The 19,002-nt window shown below is 67.3% G+C and carries 16 protein-coding genes and 5 pseudogenes; 6 read left to right on the top strand and 15 right to left on the bottom strand.

What is annotated here, in order from left to right; all coding sequences use genetic code 11:
- Positions 1-215 precede the first annotated feature (215 nt).
- On the top strand, positions 216-629 hold the full coding sequence (locus OHT76_RS42960; RefSeq protein WP_328876292.1) for a hypothetical protein: 414 nt from the start codon (positions 216-218) through the stop codon (positions 627-629).
- Positions 630-742: 113 nt separating this feature from the next.
- Here OHT76_RS42960 and OHT76_RS42955 read toward each other — a convergent pair whose 3' ends face one another.
- The gene (locus OHT76_RS42955) at positions 743-1,027 is read right to left on the bottom strand and encodes a hypothetical protein (RefSeq protein ID WP_328876291.1); all 285 of its coding nucleotides are present in this window, start codon (positions 1,025-1,027) and stop codon (positions 743-745) included.
- Positions 1,028-1,070: 43 nt separating this feature from the next.
- On the opposite strand from OHT76_RS42955, the pseudogene OHT76_RS42950 reads away from it, so the two are divergent.
- Positions 1,071-1,340: pseudogene (locus OHT76_RS42950) on the top strand (metallophosphoesterase); the annotation flags it as partial.
- A 411-nt stretch (positions 1,341-1,751) separates the two neighbouring features.
- On the opposite strand, the gene OHT76_RS42945 reads toward OHT76_RS42950, so the two are convergent.
- The 4 genes and pseudogenes from OHT76_RS42945 to OHT76_RS42930 form a co-directional block, all read right to left on the bottom strand.
- Positions 1,752-2,240 (bottom strand): GNAT family N-acetyltransferase, encoded by a 489-nt coding sequence (locus OHT76_RS42945; RefSeq protein WP_328876755.1) that lies wholly within the window; start codon positions 2,238-2,240, stop codon positions 1,752-1,754.
- 129 nt (positions 2,241-2,369) lie between these two features.
- Positions 2,370-2,633, bottom strand: a pseudogene (locus OHT76_RS42940) (FAD binding domain-containing protein); the annotation flags it as partial.
- Entirely contained in the window at positions 2,633-3,139 is a 507-nt protein-coding gene (locus tag OHT76_RS42935) for a (2Fe-2S)-binding protein (RefSeq protein ID WP_328876290.1), read from the bottom strand. The pseudogene OHT76_RS42940 and the gene OHT76_RS42935, both read right to left, overlap by 1 nt.
- 188 nt (positions 3,140-3,327) lie before the next feature.
- Positions 3,328-4,521, bottom strand: coding sequence for an IS110 family transposase (locus OHT76_RS42930; RefSeq protein WP_328876289.1), 1,194 nt, complete (start codon positions 4,519-4,521; stop codon positions 3,328-3,330).
- 572 nt (positions 4,522-5,093) lie between these two features.
- On the opposite strand from OHT76_RS42930, the gene OHT76_RS42925 reads away from it, so the two are divergent.
- A complete protein-coding gene (locus OHT76_RS42925) occupies positions 5,094-5,480 on the top strand; it encodes a hypothetical protein (RefSeq protein ID WP_328876288.1) in 387 nt (128 codons plus the stop codon).
- Positions 5,481-5,521: 41 nt separating this feature from the next.
- Here the strand turns inward: OHT76_RS42925 and OHT76_RS44275 are convergent.
- From OHT76_RS44275 to OHT76_RS42875, 9 genes and pseudogenes are all read right to left on the bottom strand, one after another.
- Positions 5,522-6,588 (bottom strand): IS630 family transposase gene (locus OHT76_RS44275; protein ID WP_443049793.1). Its coding sequence is split into 2 segments (ribosomal slippage): positions 5,522-6,142 and positions 6,145-6,588, totalling 1,065 coding nucleotides; the frame shifts between segments, so codons are not numbered across the junction.
- A gap of 72 nt (positions 6,589-6,660) precedes the next feature.
- Positions 6,661-7,496, bottom strand: a protein-coding gene (locus OHT76_RS42910) for an IS5 family transposase (RefSeq protein ID WP_328868630.1) whose coding sequence is annotated in 2 segments (ribosomal slippage) — positions 6,661-7,121 and positions 7,121-7,496 — 837 coding nt in all. Because the reading frame shifts where the segments join, the coding sequence is not laid out codon by codon here.
- A 297-nt stretch (positions 7,497-7,793) separates the two neighbouring features.
- The gene (locus OHT76_RS42905) at positions 7,794-8,099 is read right to left on the bottom strand and encodes a hypothetical protein (RefSeq protein ID WP_328876287.1); all 306 of its coding nucleotides are present in this window, start codon (positions 8,097-8,099) and stop codon (positions 7,794-7,796) included.
- A gap of 589 nt (positions 8,100-8,688) precedes the next feature.
- Positions 8,689-9,203 (bottom strand): annotated as a pseudogene (locus OHT76_RS42900) (IS5 family transposase); the annotation flags it as partial.
- Positions 9,204-9,623: 420 nt separating this feature from the next.
- Entirely contained in the window at positions 9,624-10,181 is a 558-nt protein-coding gene (locus OHT76_RS42895; RefSeq protein ID WP_328876286.1) for a hypothetical protein, read from the bottom strand.
- A 287-nt stretch (positions 10,182-10,468) separates the two neighbouring features.
- Positions 10,469-11,371: pseudogene (locus tag OHT76_RS42890) on the bottom strand (transposase); the annotation flags it as partial.
- A 160-nt stretch (positions 11,372-11,531) separates the two neighbouring features.
- Positions 11,532-12,878, bottom strand: a complete 1,347-nt coding sequence (locus OHT76_RS42885) for an IS630 family transposase (protein WP_328876285.1) — start codon at positions 12,876-12,878, stop codon at positions 11,532-11,534.
- Between the two features lie 45 nt (positions 12,879-12,923).
- Positions 12,924-13,116 (bottom strand): annotated as a pseudogene (locus OHT76_RS42880) (mycothiol transferase); the annotation flags it as partial.
- 65 nt (positions 13,117-13,181) lie between these two features.
- Entirely contained in the window at positions 13,182-13,919 is a 738-nt protein-coding gene (locus OHT76_RS42875) for an SDR family NAD(P)-dependent oxidoreductase (protein ID WP_328876284.1), read from the bottom strand.
- A gap of 84 nt (positions 13,920-14,003) precedes the next feature.
- On the opposite strand from OHT76_RS42875, the gene OHT76_RS42870 reads away from it, so the two are divergent.
- Both OHT76_RS42870 and OHT76_RS42865 read left to right on the top strand, forming a co-directional pair.
- On the top strand, positions 14,004-14,645 hold the full coding sequence (locus OHT76_RS42870) for a TetR/AcrR family transcriptional regulator (protein ID WP_328876283.1): 642 nt from the start codon (positions 14,004-14,006) through the stop codon (positions 14,643-14,645).
- 20 nt (positions 14,646-14,665) lie between these two features.
- Positions 14,666-15,043: a site-specific integrase gene (locus tag OHT76_RS42865; protein WP_328876282.1), complete on the top strand. Its 378-nt coding sequence runs from the start codon at positions 14,666-14,668 to the stop codon at positions 15,041-15,043.
- 594 nt (positions 15,044-15,637) lie between these two features.
- On the opposite strand, the gene OHT76_RS42860 is transcribed toward OHT76_RS42865, so the two are convergent.
- Entirely contained in the window at positions 15,638-16,528 is an 891-nt protein-coding gene (locus OHT76_RS42860; RefSeq protein ID WP_328876281.1) for a glycoside hydrolase family 19 protein, read from the bottom strand.
- A gap of 944 nt (positions 16,529-17,472) precedes the next feature.
- On the opposite strand from OHT76_RS42860, the gene OHT76_RS42855 reads away from it, so the two are divergent.
- Complete coding sequence (locus OHT76_RS42855) at positions 17,473-18,360, top strand: bile acid:sodium symporter family protein (protein ID WP_328876280.1); 888 nt, start codon at positions 17,473-17,475, stop codon at positions 18,358-18,360.
- The last annotated feature ends 642 nt before the right edge of the window (positions 18,361-19,002 follow it).

Raw genomic sequence — 19,002 nt, 5'->3', positions numbered from 1 at the left:
CCAAGGAACACACGTCCTCGCCGAGTAGCCGCGTGCCTAGTCACGACGTACCGACGATGACACTGTCGCTGATCTCCTCGAAACCGTTCGTGGGTACTCTGCCTCCGGCCTCTTCAAGGTGGCAGAGGGCGACAGGATGGCAGGAGGATCTACCCCGAGCGCTTCAAGCCGGCCAAGGAGGAGCCGGTTGCATTGATCATGAGAGAGTTTCGACCATGGCCGATTTCATCCGTCCGGGACGGCTGTTCCGGGTCGTCGGGTTCAATCCGTCCCACCGGCAGCTCTTCCTGCAGAGCGAGGCAACGCTGGTCGACCGGACCACCACACGTATCGAGATCTACATCGGGCATGTGGAGCTGATGCTCCTCCAGCCCTACTACCGCAACGGGATCCACATCCGGCGCGCCAGTCCTGACGAGTTCGCTGTGCTGAAGGAGCGGCACGGGCTGAAGACATCCGACGGCGAGTACACCTGGATGCTGGACCCTGACGGAGGCAGCTTCGTCGTCGGGGGCATACCCAACTGGCGCGAGGCGGAATACGCGCTGATGGGCGAGTGGGAGTCACTGTACGACCCGTCCAAGCCCTGGCCACCGGACTTCCCCGTCGAATCGGGCCACGTCGGCTGACCCACTCCCCGTCAGATCGGCAGCTCACCGCGGCGCCACGCTCCGGCCCGCACAACGAACCGCCACCGGCCGACGTTCAGTGCGCCTCCTGTAGGGAGTCCTGGCGCTTGCTCCTACAGACCGCGTAGCGCCTCGTACAGGTCGCCATAAGCTTCCCAACAATCGATGCTGCCGTCGTCGTACAGGCTGCCCATATACCAGTCGTCGTCATCGACAGGCTTCACAAGACATAGGCTGTGGAACCCGAGCACCATCTCAGGGCGTGTCATCTCGTGAGCCTCGCCGATGCCGGCCCACTTCACTGGCCGATCGGGGTCGAGGGCGACAGCCTCATGGTCCCCGGATACCTCGCGGATCTGCTGAAGACTGCATCCCGGGGGCAGTCGCACGTCGGCCATCCATCGATGATCTCACCCGCCCGGTGCGGAGCACCCTCCAAGAGCGAGGCAAGGCGATGATGTCGACCGGGCGGCAGCCGACGGCATCGACCTCCAACTCTCCGGCCACACCCACGGCGGCCAGATCTGGCCCTTCCACCACCTGGTCCGCATCGACCAGCCCGCCCTCGCCGGCCTCAGCCACCACGCCCCCCGCACCCTCCTCTACACCAGCCGCGGCACCGGCTTTGGGGGCCCGCCATTCCGCATCTTCGCCCCCAGCGAGATCACCCTGCTCGTACTCCGCTCCCCACAGCGGCCCCCCACGCCGTAGCGCTGGGCGGGCCGGCGGTTCCGCCTGGAGATGCTGCAGTGCGCCGGCACCCCGAAGAAGGGCTACGCATCCTGCAACGCCCCGCGCGTCACCAGCGGCACCACCGCCTTCCAGGAAGAGCAGACGGCGAAGAAGGGCATCGCACCCCAGACCGTCGACTTGCACTGGTTGTGTGAACTACGTATTTGCGCGGCCGACCTCGATCGTGTGTGGAGCGAGCCGAGGTCTACGCGATTTCGATGGCCCTGGGAGTACCGGAGGCGAGGGAGTCACCGGGGGAGGCCGCTGGCGCAGGCGTTTCCCCCGCCAGGGCAGAGACGACGGCACACACGGAGCGCGCGGCGTCCAGCGGCTCCTGCATGCCGGCCACCATGCAGGCGAAGCCGGTGCCCCGCCAACCGGCACACCGCGTCATTCCGAGGGAATGCGAAACTCGAATTCGGGACGGTCCCACGGCACGGCGGGCGGGTTCGCAAACGCGGTCCCGGTCCGCACTGCACCAACGCGGTGGTAGAAGTCCTCGGCGGGAAGATGCGACACGACCTTGACACGGTCGAGCCCGGCGGCACGGGCCTCGGACTGCATGTGCGCCACGAGCAGTCGTCCAATACCCCGTCCTTGCGCTTCGTCGGCGACGAACAGCAGGTCGAGCTCCGGTGGAACGAGGACGAGCGAGTAGAACCCGAGGACCCGGCCTCCATGCTCGTCGGCGCCGACGGCTACGAAGGCGCGGTGGGCTTCGATGTAATCAGGACCGACCCGGTAGCCCGCGACTGCGGATGCGTACTTACCCTCGTATGCGCCTGAGCCACGCACGAGCCGCGTGAGCCGTTTGGCATCCCGCGCGACGGCCCTCCGTATCGTGATCGGCTGGCTGATCGGGGAAGTGCGTGAACTCATCGGGAGAGTATTTCGCACCGGGGAATGCCTTCCTGCGGCGGGTCGACTGCTCGGGCAGGCGTGCCTGCACCGCTCCCGGGAACCGCTCACCCAGGCCCACTGCCGCAGGCGTGTCGGCGTTCGGCGCGGCTGGTGAGGGGCGACGTTCGGGTCGGCTGCGACGTCGTTCAGGCGCACAAGCGCGCCGATACGCAGTACACCGCCAAGCAGCGGCTCGATCCGGTCGAGGCCGGGAACCCGGGAGATGTCGACGACACGGTCGGGCACGGCAATGCCAAGGCGCAGCCAGTTGAGCAGCTCGGTGCCGCCGGCGAGCACGGCGGTCCCCGGATCACGCACCGCGTCCAGGGCCTCGTCCAGTGTCGTGGCACGAGCGTAGGAGAACGGGATCATCAGCTCGGTGTCTTCTCATGCTCGGACGCGGCGGCGGCCTGGACCGCCTCGACGATCTGCGGATAAGAGCTGCAGCGGCAGATGTTCCCGCTCATCCACTCGCGGATCTCGTGCTCGTCGGTTGTGTGGCCCTCGTCGATGCAGGCCACGGCGGAGATCACCTGGCCGGAGGTGCAGAACCCGCACTGGAATGCGTCGCAGTCGATGAACGCGCGCTGGACCGGGTGCAACTGCTCGCCCTGGGCAAGGCCCTCTACGGTCACGACCTCACGCCCGTCCGCCGCCGCGGCCAGGACCAGGCACCCGTTCACCCTGCGGCCGTCGAGCAGGACCGTGCACGCGCCGCACTCGCCATGGTTGCAGCCCTTCTTGGCGCCGGTCAGGCCGAGGTGCTCACGCAGCAGATCCAGCAGGGACACATGTGCGTCAACCGCATGGAGCTGCATGTCGAGGCCATTCACGCGCAGGCGAAGGTCGACGCGGTCGGTGAACTCCACCGTGCTCATCGGACGACCTCCGACAGAGCCGATGCCACAGATGCGGGGATCAACCAGCTCATTGCCCACTCCGTTGTCTCGATGAAAGATCCGCCGGGCGATGCAGCATGCATCGGGCCCTCGGGTGTAGGAAATGTCGGCAGCAGCGCGCAACAGTCACATGGGGGTGTAGCGCCGGACGTGATCGCGGCTCGCGATCAGTCGCGTATGAGGAGCGCTCGGGCTGCGCGCCGAGAGCGTAAGCGCGGCCTGCCTCCGGGCGGGACAGCGAGGGTGGGGTCGTCGCCTACGCCGAGAAGGGCCTGTTTGTGCCCCTTCCCCTCGTTCCGCTTGCGCCCGTAGTAAGCCTGGGAGGCGGAGCACGTTCTCAGACTGGCCATCGCGGAGAGGTAGAAGGCCCGGAGCAGGCCGCGGTGGTAGCGGCGCGGGCGGCGCATGTTGCCGCTGACGCGGCCGGAGTCCCGCGGCACTGGTGAGAGGCCGGCGAAGGACGCCAGGCGGTCGGCCGTGCCGAACGCTTCCAGGTCGCCGCCGGTGGCGGCGATGAACTCGGCGCCGAGGAGGGTGCCCATGCCGGGCAGGCTGCGGATCAGCGTCGCGTGTCGGTGCTCGTTGAACCGGGCTTCGATGAGCGCGTCGAGTTCGGCGATCTCCTGGTCGAGGGCCAGCACGCCCTTGGCGATGCGGGCGACCATGGCGGCCGCGAGGATCTCTCCCGGCAGGGCGGTGTGCTGGGACCTGGCCGCCTCGACAGCTGTTTCGGCGAGCATGGCGGCGTTCTTCACCTTGCGGTTCTTCAGCCAGGTTCCGATGCGCCTGGCCCCGCTGCGGCGGATCGCGGCCGGCGTCTGGTAGCCGGTCAGCAGCATGACCGGACCCTTCTTGCTCAGGTTCAGTGCCCGCTCCAACGCAGGGAAGAACTCCAGCAGTTGGGCCCGCAGCCGGTTGGTCTGACGGGTGCGGTCGTTGACCAGGTCGAGGCGGCGGGCGGTGAGGGTTCGCAAGTCGACGGCTATCTCGTCGCCGGGCCGCAGGAGACCGAGGTCCTGGCGCATGCGTGCCTGGTCGGCGATGACGAACGCGTCCTTCTCATCCGTCTTGCCCTGGCTGCGGTAGGCGGCCGACGCCTGGTGCACGGCCAAGCCGGTGATGTAGACCATCGGCTGGTCGTGGCTGAGCAGGAGACCGATGAGCAGGGCGCCCCCACCGTGGTTGATGTCCACACCCCACAGGGCGTCCTCGGAAAGCACGAGTACGTCTGCGATCAGCTCCAGCAAGGCTGGTTCATCGTTGAAGACTCGGCGTGAAAGGAGGCGTTCGCCGCGCTCGTCGACCACCACGCAGTGGTGGAATTCCTTGCCGATGTCCACTCCGGCCCAGATCTGGGGCACGGTCACCTCCGCCAGCTCGTCGTCACAGATCGATCCCGCAGACGTCCTCGCCGACGTTGTCCTACACAGCGATCGAGTCGCGTATCCCAATGAGCGGTCGAGTCGTCGCGGGGCTCCGGGCGGCCAAGTTCTTTGAGCCATCGAACGACGACAAGCTCACAGCCATACCCAAAACCCCTGGGTCCGCCGATCTTACGAATGACCAGCTCAGACCCACGCTTGGAAGGTAGGACAAGCTAAGCGCGCCCTCGCACGCTGTGTTGCCGCATGGGGAAGACGTCACGCCATTGGCGAGAAACAAGGCTTGCGCCAGCTGATTCGAACAAAAGAGCCCAGGAATCGCTAACGAGAAAATATACGCACTCCTGGTATTGCGATCAGTGAGCACATAGGAGCAGTGTTCACGCAATGCGAGTTACCGGCTACTACATCCCACCCACAAAGCGGACCGAGAAAGGCCGGGCAAGCTCACGCAACCCGCACCTCCTGCACTGCACCAGTGATGGTAGCGCTGCAGTCGCGCCGTTCAACAGAAATGACCATCTAATCAGCTAAAGAACCGGGGGGAAGAAATGCCTGTCATCGTAGATAAATACATGACTGTCGCAGAATGGAACAGCGACGTCGATGCCAACATAAATCTCAAGAACGGCGACTGGGTAGACATCAGCGCCAGCGGCAGCATCTGGGCCGGCGTGTGGTTTACCGGAGAGAATGGCCCCAACGGGTGGGCCGGATACAGCGCCAGCAACGACAGTCCTCTTCCCGGAGCAACTCCGTTCAGTCTGCTCGGGCACACGGCAGAAGACGGTTACTTCTTCATCGGCTCCTCCCTACGGCGCACCTACCAGAACGCCAGCCTCGGCCCAGGAGAGACGCGCCTCGCGCTCCGTATCAACGACAACAAGCCTGGAAACGGGGCCGGCGCCTTCACCGTACGGATCCAGGTCTGGCGATGACGGAGCGTCTACTGAGCTTGAACTCGGGTTGTCGTATTGGGTTATGAGGGGTGGAGGGTGAGTCCCGTTTCTGCGAGGCAGCCGTCGAGGAGGGCCGGCCGGTACTGGATCTTGCGGAGTCCCTGGCGGACGGTGCGGATGAGGTGGTCTGTGCTGGTGAAGGCGACGTTGGTGGTGTAGCCGCGTCGCAGCAGCGACCAGATGCCTTCGACCGGGTTGAGCTCGGGAGCGTAGGCGGGTAACTGGACGACGGTCAGCCAGTTCTGGCCGTCGATGAAGCGGCGCATGTCCGCGCAGAGATGAGTGCCGAGGTTGTCCCAGATAAGGATGATGGGGGCGCCGAGCTGACGGTGAGCGGCGATCAGGAGGTCTCGGTAGTCCGTCCAGGCAAAGCTCCGGCGGCCCTCACGTCGGCTGCCATGCCGCTTGGGCCGGTAGATCAGGCGGGAGGGTTGGCCTGTCTTGTAGCAGGCCAGGGCGGCGATGGACAGCTGGCGCGAGGTGCGGCCGCGCACCCTGATCACCGGGGTGTGGCCGCGCCTGGCCCACGTGCGTGCGGTGGGCGGCGTCATCGAGAAGCCGGCTTCGTCCTCGAAGACGACCCATGCGTCGAGCGCCGCCGCGGTGTTTCCACGTGCGGCCAGGTCTCCTTCACCCAGCCACAGATGGCCTCCTCGTCGCGTTCGACGGCCCGTCTGGTCGGCACCTGGCAGGAGAAGCCATGCCTGATCAGCAGCTTGCGCACCCCTTGCAGGGTGTAGCTCTTATGGAAACGCCGGCCGATCACGGTCTTCACCCGTGACAGTGTCCAGCGCTGGTCCGGCCAGCCGTGCGCCACCGGCCCCTTCGCCAACTCCGCCTCCAGCTGGGCGAACTGGGCATCGCTCAACCGGGGAACGGAGGCGGATCCCGCTGACCGCAGGGCCCGCGGGCCGCCCTTGTCCCACAACCGCCGCCACCGCTGCACCGACCGGACGCTGACCCGTAACTCCGCCGCGATCGCCGAACTCGGCTCACCAGCGGCGAACCGCTCTGCGGCCATCATGCGGATCCCCTCGCGGAACTGCCGGCGCTCGTCCGACAGACCGCCGCCCTGCGCGTACCTCATGACAACGGAATACCGCGAGGATCAAGCCCTGTCAGCAACTGCGACAACCCGAGTTCAATCTCAGTAGAGGTCCTAACAAAGGCGTTGGACGTGGCGGTGGGTGATGAGGCAGGTGGCGAGGCCGAGGAAGGCTTCGTGGATGTCGTCGCGTCGTTCCCAGCGGATCCGCAGGCGGCGGAAACCGTGCAGCCAGGCGATCGTGCGCTCGACCACATAGCGGAACATGCCCAGGCCGCTGCCGTGTTCCTGTCCTCGTTCGGCGATGACCGGACGGATGCCGCGGGCCCAGAGCAATCGGCGGTACTTGTCGTGGTCGTAGCCGCGGTCGGCGAGGAGCGCATCGGGTCTGCGTCGGGGCCGGCCGACGACGCCGGCCACGGCCGGGACCTTGTCCAGCAGGGGCAGCAACTGCGTGACGTCGTTGCGGTTTCCGCCGGTCAGGGACACCGCGAGCGGGATGCCCTGGGCGTCGGTGAGGACGTGGTGCTTGCTGCCCGGCCGTGCGCGGTCGACCGGGCTGGGGCCGCTTTTGGGCCGCGCCGAGCGGCCCGCACGTGGGAGGAGTCGATCACCGCCCGCGACCAGTCCAGCTTCTTCGCTACCCGCAGCTTCTTCAGCAGTATCAGGTGCAGTTCGTCCCACACGCCGGCCTCGTTCCAGGCGGCCAGCCGCCGCCAGCACGTCATGCCCGAGCCGAAGCCCAACTCCTGTGGGAGGTACTCCCATTGGATGCCGGTGTGCAGCACGAACAGGATCCCGCACAAGGCCTGCCGGTCCGGTACCCGCGGCCGGCCCTCCACCAGCTTCGGCCCCGGCTCGGGCAGCAACGGCTCGATGAGCGACCACAGTTCATCCGACACGATCCAAGGCCGCGACTGTCGCTTTCCCACGACCAGACCAACGACCATCCAAGCCGAAGGTCACATGATCAACAGCTTCTGTTAGGACCTCTTAGGCATGGCCGTAACAGTGTCGCAGATCGATTGGTGTGGCCAGGGCCGCCCCTTTTTCCGCGGTGGTTCTGCGCGATGGTTTCCCGGTTCTACACGGTAGTCCCCTGCCCGCCATCATCGCCGACGACCTGGCTCGCCGGTACGGCGTCAGCCGCCGAACCGGCGAACGCCTGCTCGTGGCCGCCAAAGATGCCCGGGAGAAGAAGTAGCCCCAGCGGCGCCCCGCCGTCACCGAAGTCGACGCGACGATCATCAGATCATCAGCGGCAGGGGATCAGAGAACCAGTTCGCCTGTGACGTCGGATGGTTCAGATCGACGGTGTGGCCCGAGAGGCGCTTGTCGAGGCCCAGATGCCCGCTGTACCTGCCGCGGGAGTCGCTGCTCCAGGTGACCGTGATGACGACGTCGTCACCTCTCACAAATCCCTCGCATTCCCCGCGGTTGCTGTTGTGGAACGCGTCTCCGAAGACGCGGTCCCCGCTCTGATCCAGGTTGAAGAACACGTCGGCGCCGTTCGTCTGGTGAGCGGCCCAGTGTCCGCGGACATCGACAGTCATGGGTAACTCCTCCTGAACAAATGGGAAGAGAGCCCCCCTTGATGCGGAGTGGCGCCATCGACACATCGTGACCAGTGCGTTGCTCGACGTGGTTATTCCACTCTCGATTTCAGATTCTCACGTCTGTGCTCAGGCTGCATCCTGGCTGCGCGATGGTCCAGCGGAGAGGCGGACGCGCGTGCCCCTCGTTCACCTCCGCCGACCGGGACCCGTGTGCGTCCCCGGACCGGCCGCGGCGGCAACACTCCCCCGAGCAACGCGTCTTACGCGCGCACCGGCCCCTGGCCGGGTGGGCGGTGACCCGGGACCTGTGCGACCAACGTGTCCCGATCCACGATCGGTCAACTGCTCCCCGGCGACTGACCGGCTGGGGCCGCCACCAGGACACCTCTCTCTCTCGCAGATCTAGCATGAAATCGCAGGTCACAGAGGGGAAGGCGGGAGCATGCCCGGACCCGCCATAAGGATGCGCAATCAACGTAGCCCCAGCGCCAGTTGGACAAGATCGCAGCCCTGGCGCCGTTGCAGCACACCATGCCAGCAACACACCACCTGGGCGGAGGCCGCGGCTACTGTCCGCGTTCCGAGACGGCCGCCCCCGGCACACGCGTGCCCCCAAGGACAAGCGACTCGCTGCTGGGATCTTGTCCAGCAGGGGCAGCAGTTGGGTGACGTCGTTGCGGTTTCCGCCGGTCAAAGACACCGCGAGCGGGCTCCCTTGGCCGTCGGTGGTGATGTGGTGTTTGCTGCCCGGGCGTGCGCGGTCGACCTGGCTTGGTCCGCTTTTGGGCCCCTGCGTGCTGCCCAGACGTGGGAGGAGTCGATCACCGCCCGCGACCAGTCCAGCTGGTTTTTCGACTGCAGCTTGTTCAGCAGCAGTTGGTGCAGCTGGTCCCACACGTCGGCTTCGTTCCAGGCCGCCAGGCGGCGCCAGCAGGTCATGCCCGAGCCGAAACCGAGCTCCTGCGGGAGGTACTTCCATGGGATGCCGGTGTGCAGCACGAACAGGATGCCGCACAGGGCCTGACGGTCGGGCACTCGCGGCCGTCCCTCCACCAGTTTGGGCGATGGCTCGGGCAGCAACGGCTCGATGAGCGACCACAGTTAGCGCTGACCCGGCGCATCCGCTGATCTTGTCCTACATCGCTGCTGTGCGGCCCCAGTACTGGGGCCGCACAGCAGCACGGCGGAAAGACCGGGCCTCGGCACTGCGGTCCGCCGCGCACCGCGTGGTCACGCACTTCGGCGCGCCGCGATACTCCGTGCAGGCGATGCCCGCCTGCGCGTAGGCTCCGGCGGCAGGCCGCCGACAGCATGGTTCAGCTCGTCTTCTACTCACGGCGCGGCAGCCGTACGAGATTGTGGGCACGCCGGAGAGCGAGTGAGCCCTTTCCAACCTGCCGTTCGCGCTACCCAGGAGTCTTCGATAGCACTCGGGAAGCCGGATCAGCTATCTACGCCCTGCCGAGGGCGTTGGTGCGCCACCTCGGAACCATTCTGGCAGGCAGCACCCGTCACGGATTCTCAGTGCGGTGCCATCACCAAGTCGCCGATCACTCGCAGCCCGACTTGGGCTGCAAGCCACGGTGCGCGTTCGGCCTCAACTTGCTTGACGTGGACGAACATCGTGTAGTCGGCCGCAGGTTCTTCCAGGTCGAGGTCGTGGGCATGCGCGCACAGGGTGACGAACGCTCCGCGAGTGCCTCCCACCCCCAGACCTACCTCCGGAGCCTCGGGCCAGGCGTTGAAGTCCCACCGCACTGTCGCCGGGCTGTCGCCCACCGCCTTGAGAAACGGCTCCACGGTCTCGGGTGCCCCAGCCCAACGGCGAAGCCGGATGGTCAGGTAGGCCAACGGATCATCCCCTGTGTCTGAGGCGCCATCCCTCTCCCCATCCGCCCACCAATCGGCATCCGGCAGCACGGCCAGCACCTGTGACAGAGAGTGAGGCGAGGAGATCCGCGCATCGAAATCGACTTCCAGATCCCTCAGGTCGGCGATCCTCAGCAGCCTCCCGACGATGCGCAATCCCTCCGAGAGGTCCGCCGTTCTCAAGATGGGCTGCGCGTAGGAGTTGGACACGACGACCAGTGTGCCACCGCATAAGCGTTGACCGCCCCCGCCAAGCCGGCGGGTGGTTGCCCTGACGGGCAGGTGAAGCCCCTGGTAGATGGGTCTTCGACCAAGAATTCCGTCTGCACCAGAGGCTTCGCAGGCTTGTCTATCCGTCCGGGATCGACGTGTCCAACTCCGCCCTGCGCTTCCTGTCAGCTCGGTTGCGCGACCATCGCCGGCAGCGCGGCACCCGCTGGCGCCGGCTGAGCACGGGCCGTCAGGCTCTGCTTGCCCTTGCCCACCTGCGGTGCGGGAGGCCTGCGGAGGTCGGTGGTCAGTGGGCGGACGAGCCGGAGTTGGGCATAGGCGGCGATTACCAACCACGTCCACCGGTCGGCCGCTTCCGGGCTGCGGAGCCGGGGCTTGGTCCGGCCGAGCGTCTGCTTGAACAGGCGAAAGGTGTGCTCGATGTCGAAGCGCCGGAGGAAGGACTGCCAGCAGCGGTCGATGTCCGCTTCGATGGCGCCCGGTGCCCGACCACCACAGCCATACCGGCTTGTTGACCCCGCCGCTGGGCAGCTTCTCCACGACCAGGCGGATGATGGTGCCCTCGATGATGGGCAGCGGGCCGTCGTGGTCGAGCCATGCGGCCCGGCGGGTCGGGCGCGGGTGCAGCCGGTCCCACGCCTGCGCGGTCGCCTTCCCATAGAGCCGGGTGTCCGTGGCCGTCACGGCCTGCTCGACACCCCAGGTGGCGGGGTCGCCGAAGACGAACTCGCCGCCGTGCTTGGGCGGCCGGCCACCTTGGGGTCGTAGACCCGCGGCGGTGTCGGCCGCCGCATCACGCGGTCCGAACGGAGCCGCCCGACGATCTCGACGGGTAGCCCCGCGAGCAGGTGGGCGATGCGCGGAGCGTCGTACCCGGCGTCCAGCACGATCAGGACCTGCGGGTCGCCCGGCCGCCACTGGCCGGCGGTGACCAGTGGCTCGACGACCTCTCGAACCTGCACCGAGGTCACCGCGGCGACATCGGCTCCGGGCTCCAGGCGGACCGCGTCCAGCACCGCCGTCCAGGACGTGCGGCCGGTCTCCAGCGCAGCGATCACCGAGTACGGCCAGCCGGACACCATCTGGTGGTTGCCTTCACCTCGGCCGAAGGTGTGCCAAAAGGACCGGTCGGCACAGGTGTTAGCGTCCGGCCGGAGCCACTGCGAGACCCTCGAAGCCGACATCCGCGCCTGGGTCAAGGACTGGAACGAAGACCCCAAGCCGTTCATCTGGACCAAGACCGCCGAAGAGATCCTCGACTCCCTTGCCCGCTTATGCCGACGGATCTCTGGCGCAGGACACTAGTGTGCTGCGCCTGAAATCGCGGGCTTAAATCTGTCGCTGGTTATCGTTGGCTGGAGGAGTGACCTTGGTGAGGTAGTCGGCGAGGGATGTGAGGATCTCGTCGGCGGTCTTGGTCCAGGTGAAGGGCCTGGGGTTCTCGTTCCACGAGTCGATCCAGGCCCTGATGTCGTCCTCCAACGCCTTCACCGAGGTGTGGACGCCTCGGCGGATGAGCTTGTCGGTGAGCAGGCCGAACCATCTCTCGACCTGGTTGATCCAGGAGGAGCCGGTCGGAGTGAAGTGGACATGGAAGCGGGGGTGCTTGCCGAGCCAGGTCTTGATCTCGGGGGTGTTGTGGGTGGCGTAGTTGTCACACACCAGGTGCACATCGAGCCCGGCGGGAACCCTCTTGTCTATCGTGACCAGGAACTTCTTGAACTCGACAGCCCGGTGGCGGCGGTGCAGTTCACCGATGACCGTGCCGTCGGCGATGTTGAACGCGGCGAACAGACTGGTGATGCCGTGCCGCAGGTAGTCGTGGGTACGCCGCTCGGGCATGCCCGGCATCATCGGCAGCACCGGCTGCGAGCGGTCCAGCGCCTGGATCTGGCTCTTCTCGTCCACGCACAGCACCACCGCCTTCTCGGGCGGGTGGTGATACAGGCCGACGACGTCGACGACCTTCGCGACGAACTGCGGATCGGTAGAGAGTTTGAAGGCATCCTGCAGGTGCGGCTTGAGGTCGAACTTCTTCCAGATCCGCCCGATGGTCGACTTCGACAGCCCGGTGCGCTCGGCCATCGAGGCCCGCGACCAGTGCGTGTCCTTACCCGGGGTCGATTCCAGCGTCGCCACGACAACATCCTCGACCTGGTCGAGCAGGATCGAGGGCGGCCTGCCGGGCCGCGGCTCATCGGTCAGCCCGTCCAGCCGCCGCTCGACGAACCGGGCCCGCCAGCGGCTCACCGACTGCTCGCGCACCCCGAGTTCGGCCGCCACCTGCCTATTCGTCCCGCCCTCCGCGCACCGCAGCACGATCCTCGCGCGCAAAGCCAGGAACTGAGCGGTCTTGGCGCGCCTGGCCCAACGCGTCAGCTGAGCCCGCTCCTCATCACTGAGCACCAGCACCGACTTGCGCCGGCCTGGCCGCGGCTCATCGGCCAGGCCGGCCATCCGCCGGGCAGCAAACCGCGACCGCCACTTCCTCACCGTGTCCGCGGTTACCTTCAACTCCGCCGCCACACGTGTATTCGGCTGCCCGTCCGCGCACGCCAAGACGATCCGTGCCCGCTCGACCAGACGGGGCGCCACCACCCCGCCCACCCAGAGCAGCAACTCGGCGCGCTCCTCATCGGACAGCGCAACTTCGACGGCACGAGGACCCCGAGACATGAAAACAGGCTACAGATTTAAGCCCGCGATTTCAGGCGCAGCACACTAGCCCTTCGCCCCGTCAGGCAGTTCCCTCACGATGTCCGCGTGCCCCGCGTGCCGTCCGGTCTCGTCAACGAGATGGATGAGCATCCAGGTGGGCGTTGCCGGAGCGGTAGTGGGGGTGGCGGCAGACGTCGTCCAAAGAGGCCGCGGCCACGATCTCGTTGCTTCGGGCGCACTGGGCCTCGTACGACGCACACGCGCGGCCGGGAGTGCGCCCCATCGCTTCGAGGGAACCGGATGCGCACCACCGGCTGTCGTTCAGGCCCGGGTGTAGCCGCCGTCGGCGAAGAGTTCGGCGCCGGTGACGAACGACGAGGCGTCGGAAGCCAGGAAGAGGGCGGCCTCGGCGATTTCCTCGGCGTCGGCCAGCCGCCCCAGTGGCACGACGGCCTCGGCGAACTGGTCGACGTCCGGCCCCGCGGCGCCCAGCAGGCCAGGGGTCTGCGTGGGTCCTGGGCTGAGGACGTTGACCCGGAATCGGCGCTGGCGCGATTGCCGGGCCCAGTTGTGTACGAGGTTGCTCAACGCTGCCTTCGAGGCGCTGTAGACCTCGAGGTGCTCATTGGGCCGCATGCTGTTGCTTGAGCCGATGACCAGGATGGAGGCGTTCTCCGCCAGGAGCGGAAGCGCCTTCTGGACGGTGAAGAGTGGGCCCTTGACGTTGACGGCGAGCGTCAGATCGACGTTCGCCTCGGTGTGGGCGCCGAGCGCGGCGTCCGCGACGATTCCCGCGTTGGCCACCAGCACGTCGATGTGTCCGGCCTCCTCGCGGACTCGCGCGTAGAGCGCGTCCAGGTCGGCCAGGACCGAGACGTCGGATCGTACGCCGGTGGCCGCAGGGCCCATCTCCTTGACTGCCGCTTCGAGGCGGTCGATGTCCCGGCCGGTCACGAAGACCCGTGCGCCCTCCCGGACGAAGCGGTGGGCGATGGCCAGCCCGATCCCGCTGGTCCCTCCGGTGATCACGGCCACCTTCTCCTTCAACACGCCTGGCATGTCGAACCCCTTCAGTTATGGAATGGATCGTCCATAACGTAGGCAGTAATGGACGATCGAGTCAAGAATGGATAGCCTGAGACCATGCCGAGACCACGCGCATTCGACGAACGCCAAGTCCTGGAGCGGGCCCGGGAACAGTTCTGGGCGACCGGCTATGCAGGAACCCGGATGGACGACATCGCCCAGGCGACCGGCCTGGGCAAGGGCAGCCTGTACGGCGCATTCGGCGACAAGGGCAAGCTGTTCCACCGTGTGTTCGGCGACTGGTGCACCGCAGTCGTTGAGGTGGCCGAAGGGCGGCTGGCAGGTGGCCCGGACGCAGAGGCCCTGGCCCGGCTGTCGGGATACGTGCACCTCATGGCGGAGAACACCGCCTCCGACACCGAGCGCCGCGGGTGCCTGTTGGCCAAGGGCGCGGCGGAACTGGCCCAGCACGATCCGACGGTCGCCGGACGGTCGGCCGAGACCATGACGGCACTGCTGACCCTGCTGCGGACGGAGATCAGCGCCGCCCAGCGCCACGGCGACATCGACAGCGCTGCGGATCCGCAGCGGTTGGCGGCACTGCTGCTCACGGTGGTCCGCGGTATCGAGGCGGTAGGCAAGGCCGGTCTGGACCCGGAGACGCTGCGGAACGTTGCAGACACCGCACTGGCGGTCCTGCCCATGCCCGAGGGGCAGAAACGCCTCGCAGCCGGCCGCAGTCCGGCCCGCGAGAACTAACTTGGCGCCATCACGGTCACATGATCCGCCGGACAGTGCAGCCAGCCACCACAGGCCTGACCGATGCCGACGGCGAACTGATCGTCTTCTTCCCGCACGACTTCCGCAGGATCTTCGTGACCGACGCCATCATGAACGGCCTGCCACCGCACATCGCCCAAGTGATCTGCGGGCATAAGAGTCTTGACACGACGATGGTCACGATCGGGCAACGCAGCCCACTGGCAGTCATGGCCGGGCCCAAGGTTGGGCCCATGGTCGGGCAGACCGCGCCACTCTCCCTACCGGTGCGCAGCTCGAAACGCCCGACTGCGCAGCCCGAATGCGCAACCGGCCGAACATCCAGCGCCGCCATGCTGCGCGGTCAGCCTGCGAGTTTGGCAGGCTGCGGCTCGTGATCGTCGTGGGAACGGGTGCCTTACCTACCGACTGCCGCCGGGCCAGAGTTCGGGGCCGCTGCTCCGATGGCGGCAGGCGCCCGGCTGGAGGCGATGCGACGCCGCGTACGCCTCACACAGATCGCAGTGTGGACCGTCATCGCGGCCGGCCGATCGCCCTGGGCGTAGCCGTCACCTCCTCCCGGAGCGCGGCGGGGCCGCGCCGCTGCCCAAGCCGTCCACGGTGCGCACCACGGCGGTGGCCGCCGATCCGGCCGGCTATGCGCAACTGTTCGTCGGTGCGTGGTTGCGCAGCAGCGCGGATGAGCAGACCTGTCCTGCGCAGTCGATGGGCCCAGACGTCGGCCTGCCCGACCCGGGCGCGGATGGGCAGTCGGCGCCGGAGTCGGTGACGGCGGTGCGTGGTGCGCAGCGGGCCGGGTGGATGGTCGGTGACGGTGGCTGCGCCATACCCGGACGGACGGGTGCGCTGCTACGCGGTACCGGTGGCCGCCGACCACGCGGGCGGAGGTGGACCGCTACCTTGCGCCCGGCGTGCGCCTGACGGCCGTCGCCCCGTATCAGACCACATGACACCGCACCCGGGATCCGCCGTCAGCAGTAGAGGTTGCCGCCGGGTGACGTGCCGAGGATCTGCGTGAACCGCTGGTAGTTGTTCACCCGGCTCTGTACCTGCGCCGGGTTCTTGCCGTCACACTCCAGGGAGCCGTTGATGGAGCGGATGGTCTGGCCGAAGCCGGCCTGGTTGACCATGGCGTTGTGCGGGGTCATGGTGCCGGGGCCGGTCTGGGTGTTCCAGTACCACAGGCCGGTCTTCCAGGCCACGGCCGCGTCGTTCTGCACCAGCCAGGGGTTGTTCAGCAGATCCAGACCGAGCGCGTCACCGGCGGCCTTGTAGTTGAAGTTCCAGGACAGCTGGATCGGGCCGCGCCCGTAGTAGGCGGCCTGGCCCGCCGGGCAGCCGTACCACTGGCTCCAGTCGCAGTAGTGCGGGTAGTTGGCGGTGTTCTGCTCGACGATGTGGACCAGCCCGCCGGTCTCGTGGCTGACGTTGGCCAGGAAGGCCGCGGCCTCCTGCTTCTTCACCGTGTCGCTGCCGGTGTTGGCGAAGCCCGGGTAGGCGCTCAGCGCGGCGGTCAGGCCGCTGTACGTGTAGAACGAATTCCGGTTCGGGAACATCTGGTTGAACTGCGCCTCGCTCACCACGAAGGTGGCGGCGGGCGTGTCCGAGCCGTTGTCACAGGCGTACGGCTCCCAGTACCAGGTGCTGATGATCGGGTCGTAGCCCGGGTTGGCGTGCTCGGCGATGTACGCCTTGCCGTCGGTATAGCGGACGATGTCACCGGCGTTGTACGACCTGCCGGCCACCCAGCTGGGGTAGCTGGAGCACGCCGCGGCGGCGGCGTTCGTGGCCGGGAGCAGCACCGGGGCGGTGCCGGCGAGGGCGAGGACGGCCACGACGGCGGAGAGACGACGTCTCGACACGGGATCAACTCCTTTGCGGGGCACGGCCGCTCCTCGGGGGCAGGACGAAGCGGAGCCCGCACCGCACGCACCGGTGGACCGGACACGGCGTGGGGGCGGCCGTGGTGGGGGGCTGTGGAGGCTCACTCAACCGCGTTGGTCTGTACCAGTCAAGGGTGTAGACCAGTCAGGCCTAGACCAATCGGCGGGAGCTACTGTCGGGCTGAAGCCATCCCCGGCCGGATCGCTACCGATACGTCACGACGCCACAGCCTCGTCCGCACGGTGACCGTGCCAAGCTGAGCCGCCATCAGATCCGTCGTGCACTGTGCCAGTTCCGCCGACCCACGATGGTCAAGTGGGTGCACCCCAGCTGACCGGCAGTCGCCACCGGCACCCGCCACCGGTCAGCAGTTGCACGAAGTCCTCGCCCCGCAGCGGACACACCCGCACCTCCGCGCCGAGTTTCCGCAGGCTCCACCGCGAGCGCCACCATCGGCTCCACGCTCCGCGGCCCCCGTACGGCGACAATTGCACACGCATGACCCGCTCGAGCCTCGCGCCGAGTCCGGACGCCTCGCCGCTGATCCTGCCCGGCAACTGGCCCGAATCGATCAGGTGCCGACGACGCCAGACGTAGATCACCTGATCGCCGAACCCGCGGCGTGAGGCAACCTGCGCAACGCTCCTTCCAGGCGCCACGAAGCCGGGGGCCTGATGGCGTTGCCCGGGCGGACAACTGCAGGGCCTCGGGGGCTCCGAAGGCTGCTGGATCGGCTGCTTTCCAGCACCCCGACGCCAACACAGCCGCAGCAAACCGGCGACGAGCGGCCCATGTTGACCGTGCCCATGCCCGCATCTACTGTGCGCGATGCGGACAACACCTGAGCATGCGCACGCACGACCGTCAACGGGCGTCATCTGGCCTTGACTCTGCACCGCGCCCCCTGAAGACGGAGCCGCGCATGGACACTCCCCTCGCCACCGTGTTCCTCCCGCTCGCCCTCGCCGTCATCATGTTCGGGCTGGGTCTGTCCCTGACCGTCGACGACTTCCGGCGGGTGCGACGCCACCCCCGGGCCGTGGTCGTGGCAATGTCCTGCCAGCTCCTTCTCCTACCCGGCGTATGCCTGGGCCTGGTCCTCGCCTTCGACCTCTCCCCCGTGCTCGCCGTCGGCATGATGCTGCTGGCCGCATCACCCGGCGGGACGACGGCGAACCTCTTCAGCCATCTCTTCGGCGGCGACGTGGCACTGAACGTCACGCTCACGGCGGTGAACGCGCTGCTGGCCATCGTGACGCTGCCGATCATCACCAACCTCTCCCTGCACTACTTCGAACCGGACATCGGTGAGAACAGCATGGGGTTGCAGTTCGGCAAGGTCCTGCAGGTGTTCGCCCTGGTACTCGTGCCGGTGGCGATCGGGCTCGCCATCCGCCGCCGCTCGCAGGAGTTCGCGCATCGCATGGACCGCCCGGTTCGGCTTCTGTCGGTCGTCGTGCTCGTCACGATCATCGCCGGTGCGCTGGTGGCCGAGAGGAACAACATCGGCGACTACCTCTCGGACGTAGGGCCGACGGCGGTGGTCTTCTGCGGGCTGAGCCTCACGATCGGGTACGCGGTACCGCGCATGGCCCGGTTGGACAAGGCGCAATCGATCGCCTGCTCCATGGAGATCGGCGTACACAACAGCGCCATCGCCATGACCCTGGCCATCAGCGTGCTCGGCAGCGTCAGCCTGGCAGTACCCGCCGCCGTCTACGGCGTGCTCATGAATCCCGTCGCAGCCCTCGCGGGAGTGCTGATGACCCGGGGTCCCCGGCCCGCCGAGAAACCCGCGTCGGCCCTCTGACCCCGCCGCCCATCAGGACACGCCAGCGAGACGCCGATGTCCTCATGCTCTGTGTGCGGCACTGACAAGGCTGCGTGAAGTTGGGAGCCAACCCCGTTCACCGCTGCCTCAGCGACGTACCGTCACAGGTGGCGCCTCCACAGCGGCGAGTGCGCCGACCTCGGATTGCTGCAGCGCACCCTTCGGCTCCGCATCGGCTTCGTGCGTCAACGGTCTGCGGCCACGACCGAGACCACAGCCGAAGCACGGCCGTAACCTCCACTCGTTGGCACCGAGGCAGCCGCCGTCCTTGGCGCCCTCGAACGCCAGCGGGCCACGCTGGCCTGGGAGTGCTCCAGCCTGGACGCCTCCGTAGACCGCGCGCGGTCGACCGTGCAGGCCTGGGCAGCAAACACCGCATCATCACCGACGGCCGGGGGCATCCCGCTCGCGGCGTTCTTGACCGGTCGAAACCGCAACGTCACCCAGTTGCTGCCGCTGCTGGAGAAGATCCTTGCAATGGCGGGGGTCGTCGGTCAGACCCAGTGGAACGACGCGACGACATCCATCAAGCCTTCCCGAGCCTCGCCGTCTGCCTGATCACCCATCGGCACGTCCAGCGGCTTTGTCAGGGCCAGTTGGAACCTTGTACCGCTGGCGCGC

The sequence above is a fragment of the Streptomyces sp. NBC_00287 genome (genome assembly GCF_036173105.1).
In the GTDB taxonomy this organism is placed as follows: Bacteria; Actinomycetota; Actinomycetes; order Streptomycetales; family Streptomycetaceae; genus Streptomyces.
The sequence above is the reverse complement of the archived record's forward strand: the minus strand, read 5'-3'. Positions and strand labels throughout refer to the sequence as shown.

Excerpts from the sequence above, each read along its gene's own strand:
- OHT76_RS42885 (WP_328876285.1), bottom strand. The coding sequence starts at position 12,878 with ATGTCTCGGGGTCCTCGTGCCGTCGAAGTTGCGCTGTCCGATGAGGAG.
- OHT76_RS42870 (WP_328876283.1), top strand. The coding sequence starts at position 14,004 with ATGCCGAGACCACGCGCATTCGACGAACGCCAAGTCCTGGAGCGGGCC.
- OHT76_RS42865 (WP_328876282.1), top strand. The coding sequence starts at position 14,666 with ATGATCCGCCGGACAGTGCAGCCAGCCACCACAGGCCTGACCGATGCC.
- OHT76_RS42955 (WP_328876291.1), bottom strand. The coding sequence starts at position 1,027 with ATGGCCGACGTGCGACTGCCCCCGGGATGCAGTCTTCAGCAGATCCGC.
- OHT76_RS42925 (WP_328876288.1), top strand. The coding sequence starts at position 5,094 with ATGCCTGTCATCGTAGATAAATACATGACTGTCGCAGAATGGAACAGC.
- OHT76_RS42855 (WP_328876280.1), top strand. The coding sequence starts at position 17,473 with ATGGACACTCCCCTCGCCACCGTGTTCCTCCCGCTCGCCCTCGCCGTC.
- OHT76_RS42935 (WP_328876290.1), bottom strand. The coding sequence starts at position 3,139 with ATGAGCACGGTGGAGTTCACCGACCGCGTCGACCTTCGCCTGCGCGTG.
- OHT76_RS42905 (WP_328876287.1), bottom strand. The coding sequence starts at position 8,099 with ATGACTGTCGATGTCCGCGGACACTGGGCCGCTCACCAGACGAACGGC.
- OHT76_RS42875 (WP_328876284.1), bottom strand. The coding sequence starts at position 13,919 with ATGCCAGGCGTGTTGAAGGAGAAGGTGGCCGTGATCACCGGAGGGACC.
- OHT76_RS42945 (WP_328876755.1), bottom strand. The coding sequence starts at position 2,240 with ATGAGTTCACGCACTTCCCCGATCAGCCAGCCGATCACGATACGGAGG.
- OHT76_RS42960 (WP_328876292.1), top strand. The coding sequence starts at position 216 with ATGGCCGATTTCATCCGTCCGGGACGGCTGTTCCGGGTCGTCGGGTTC.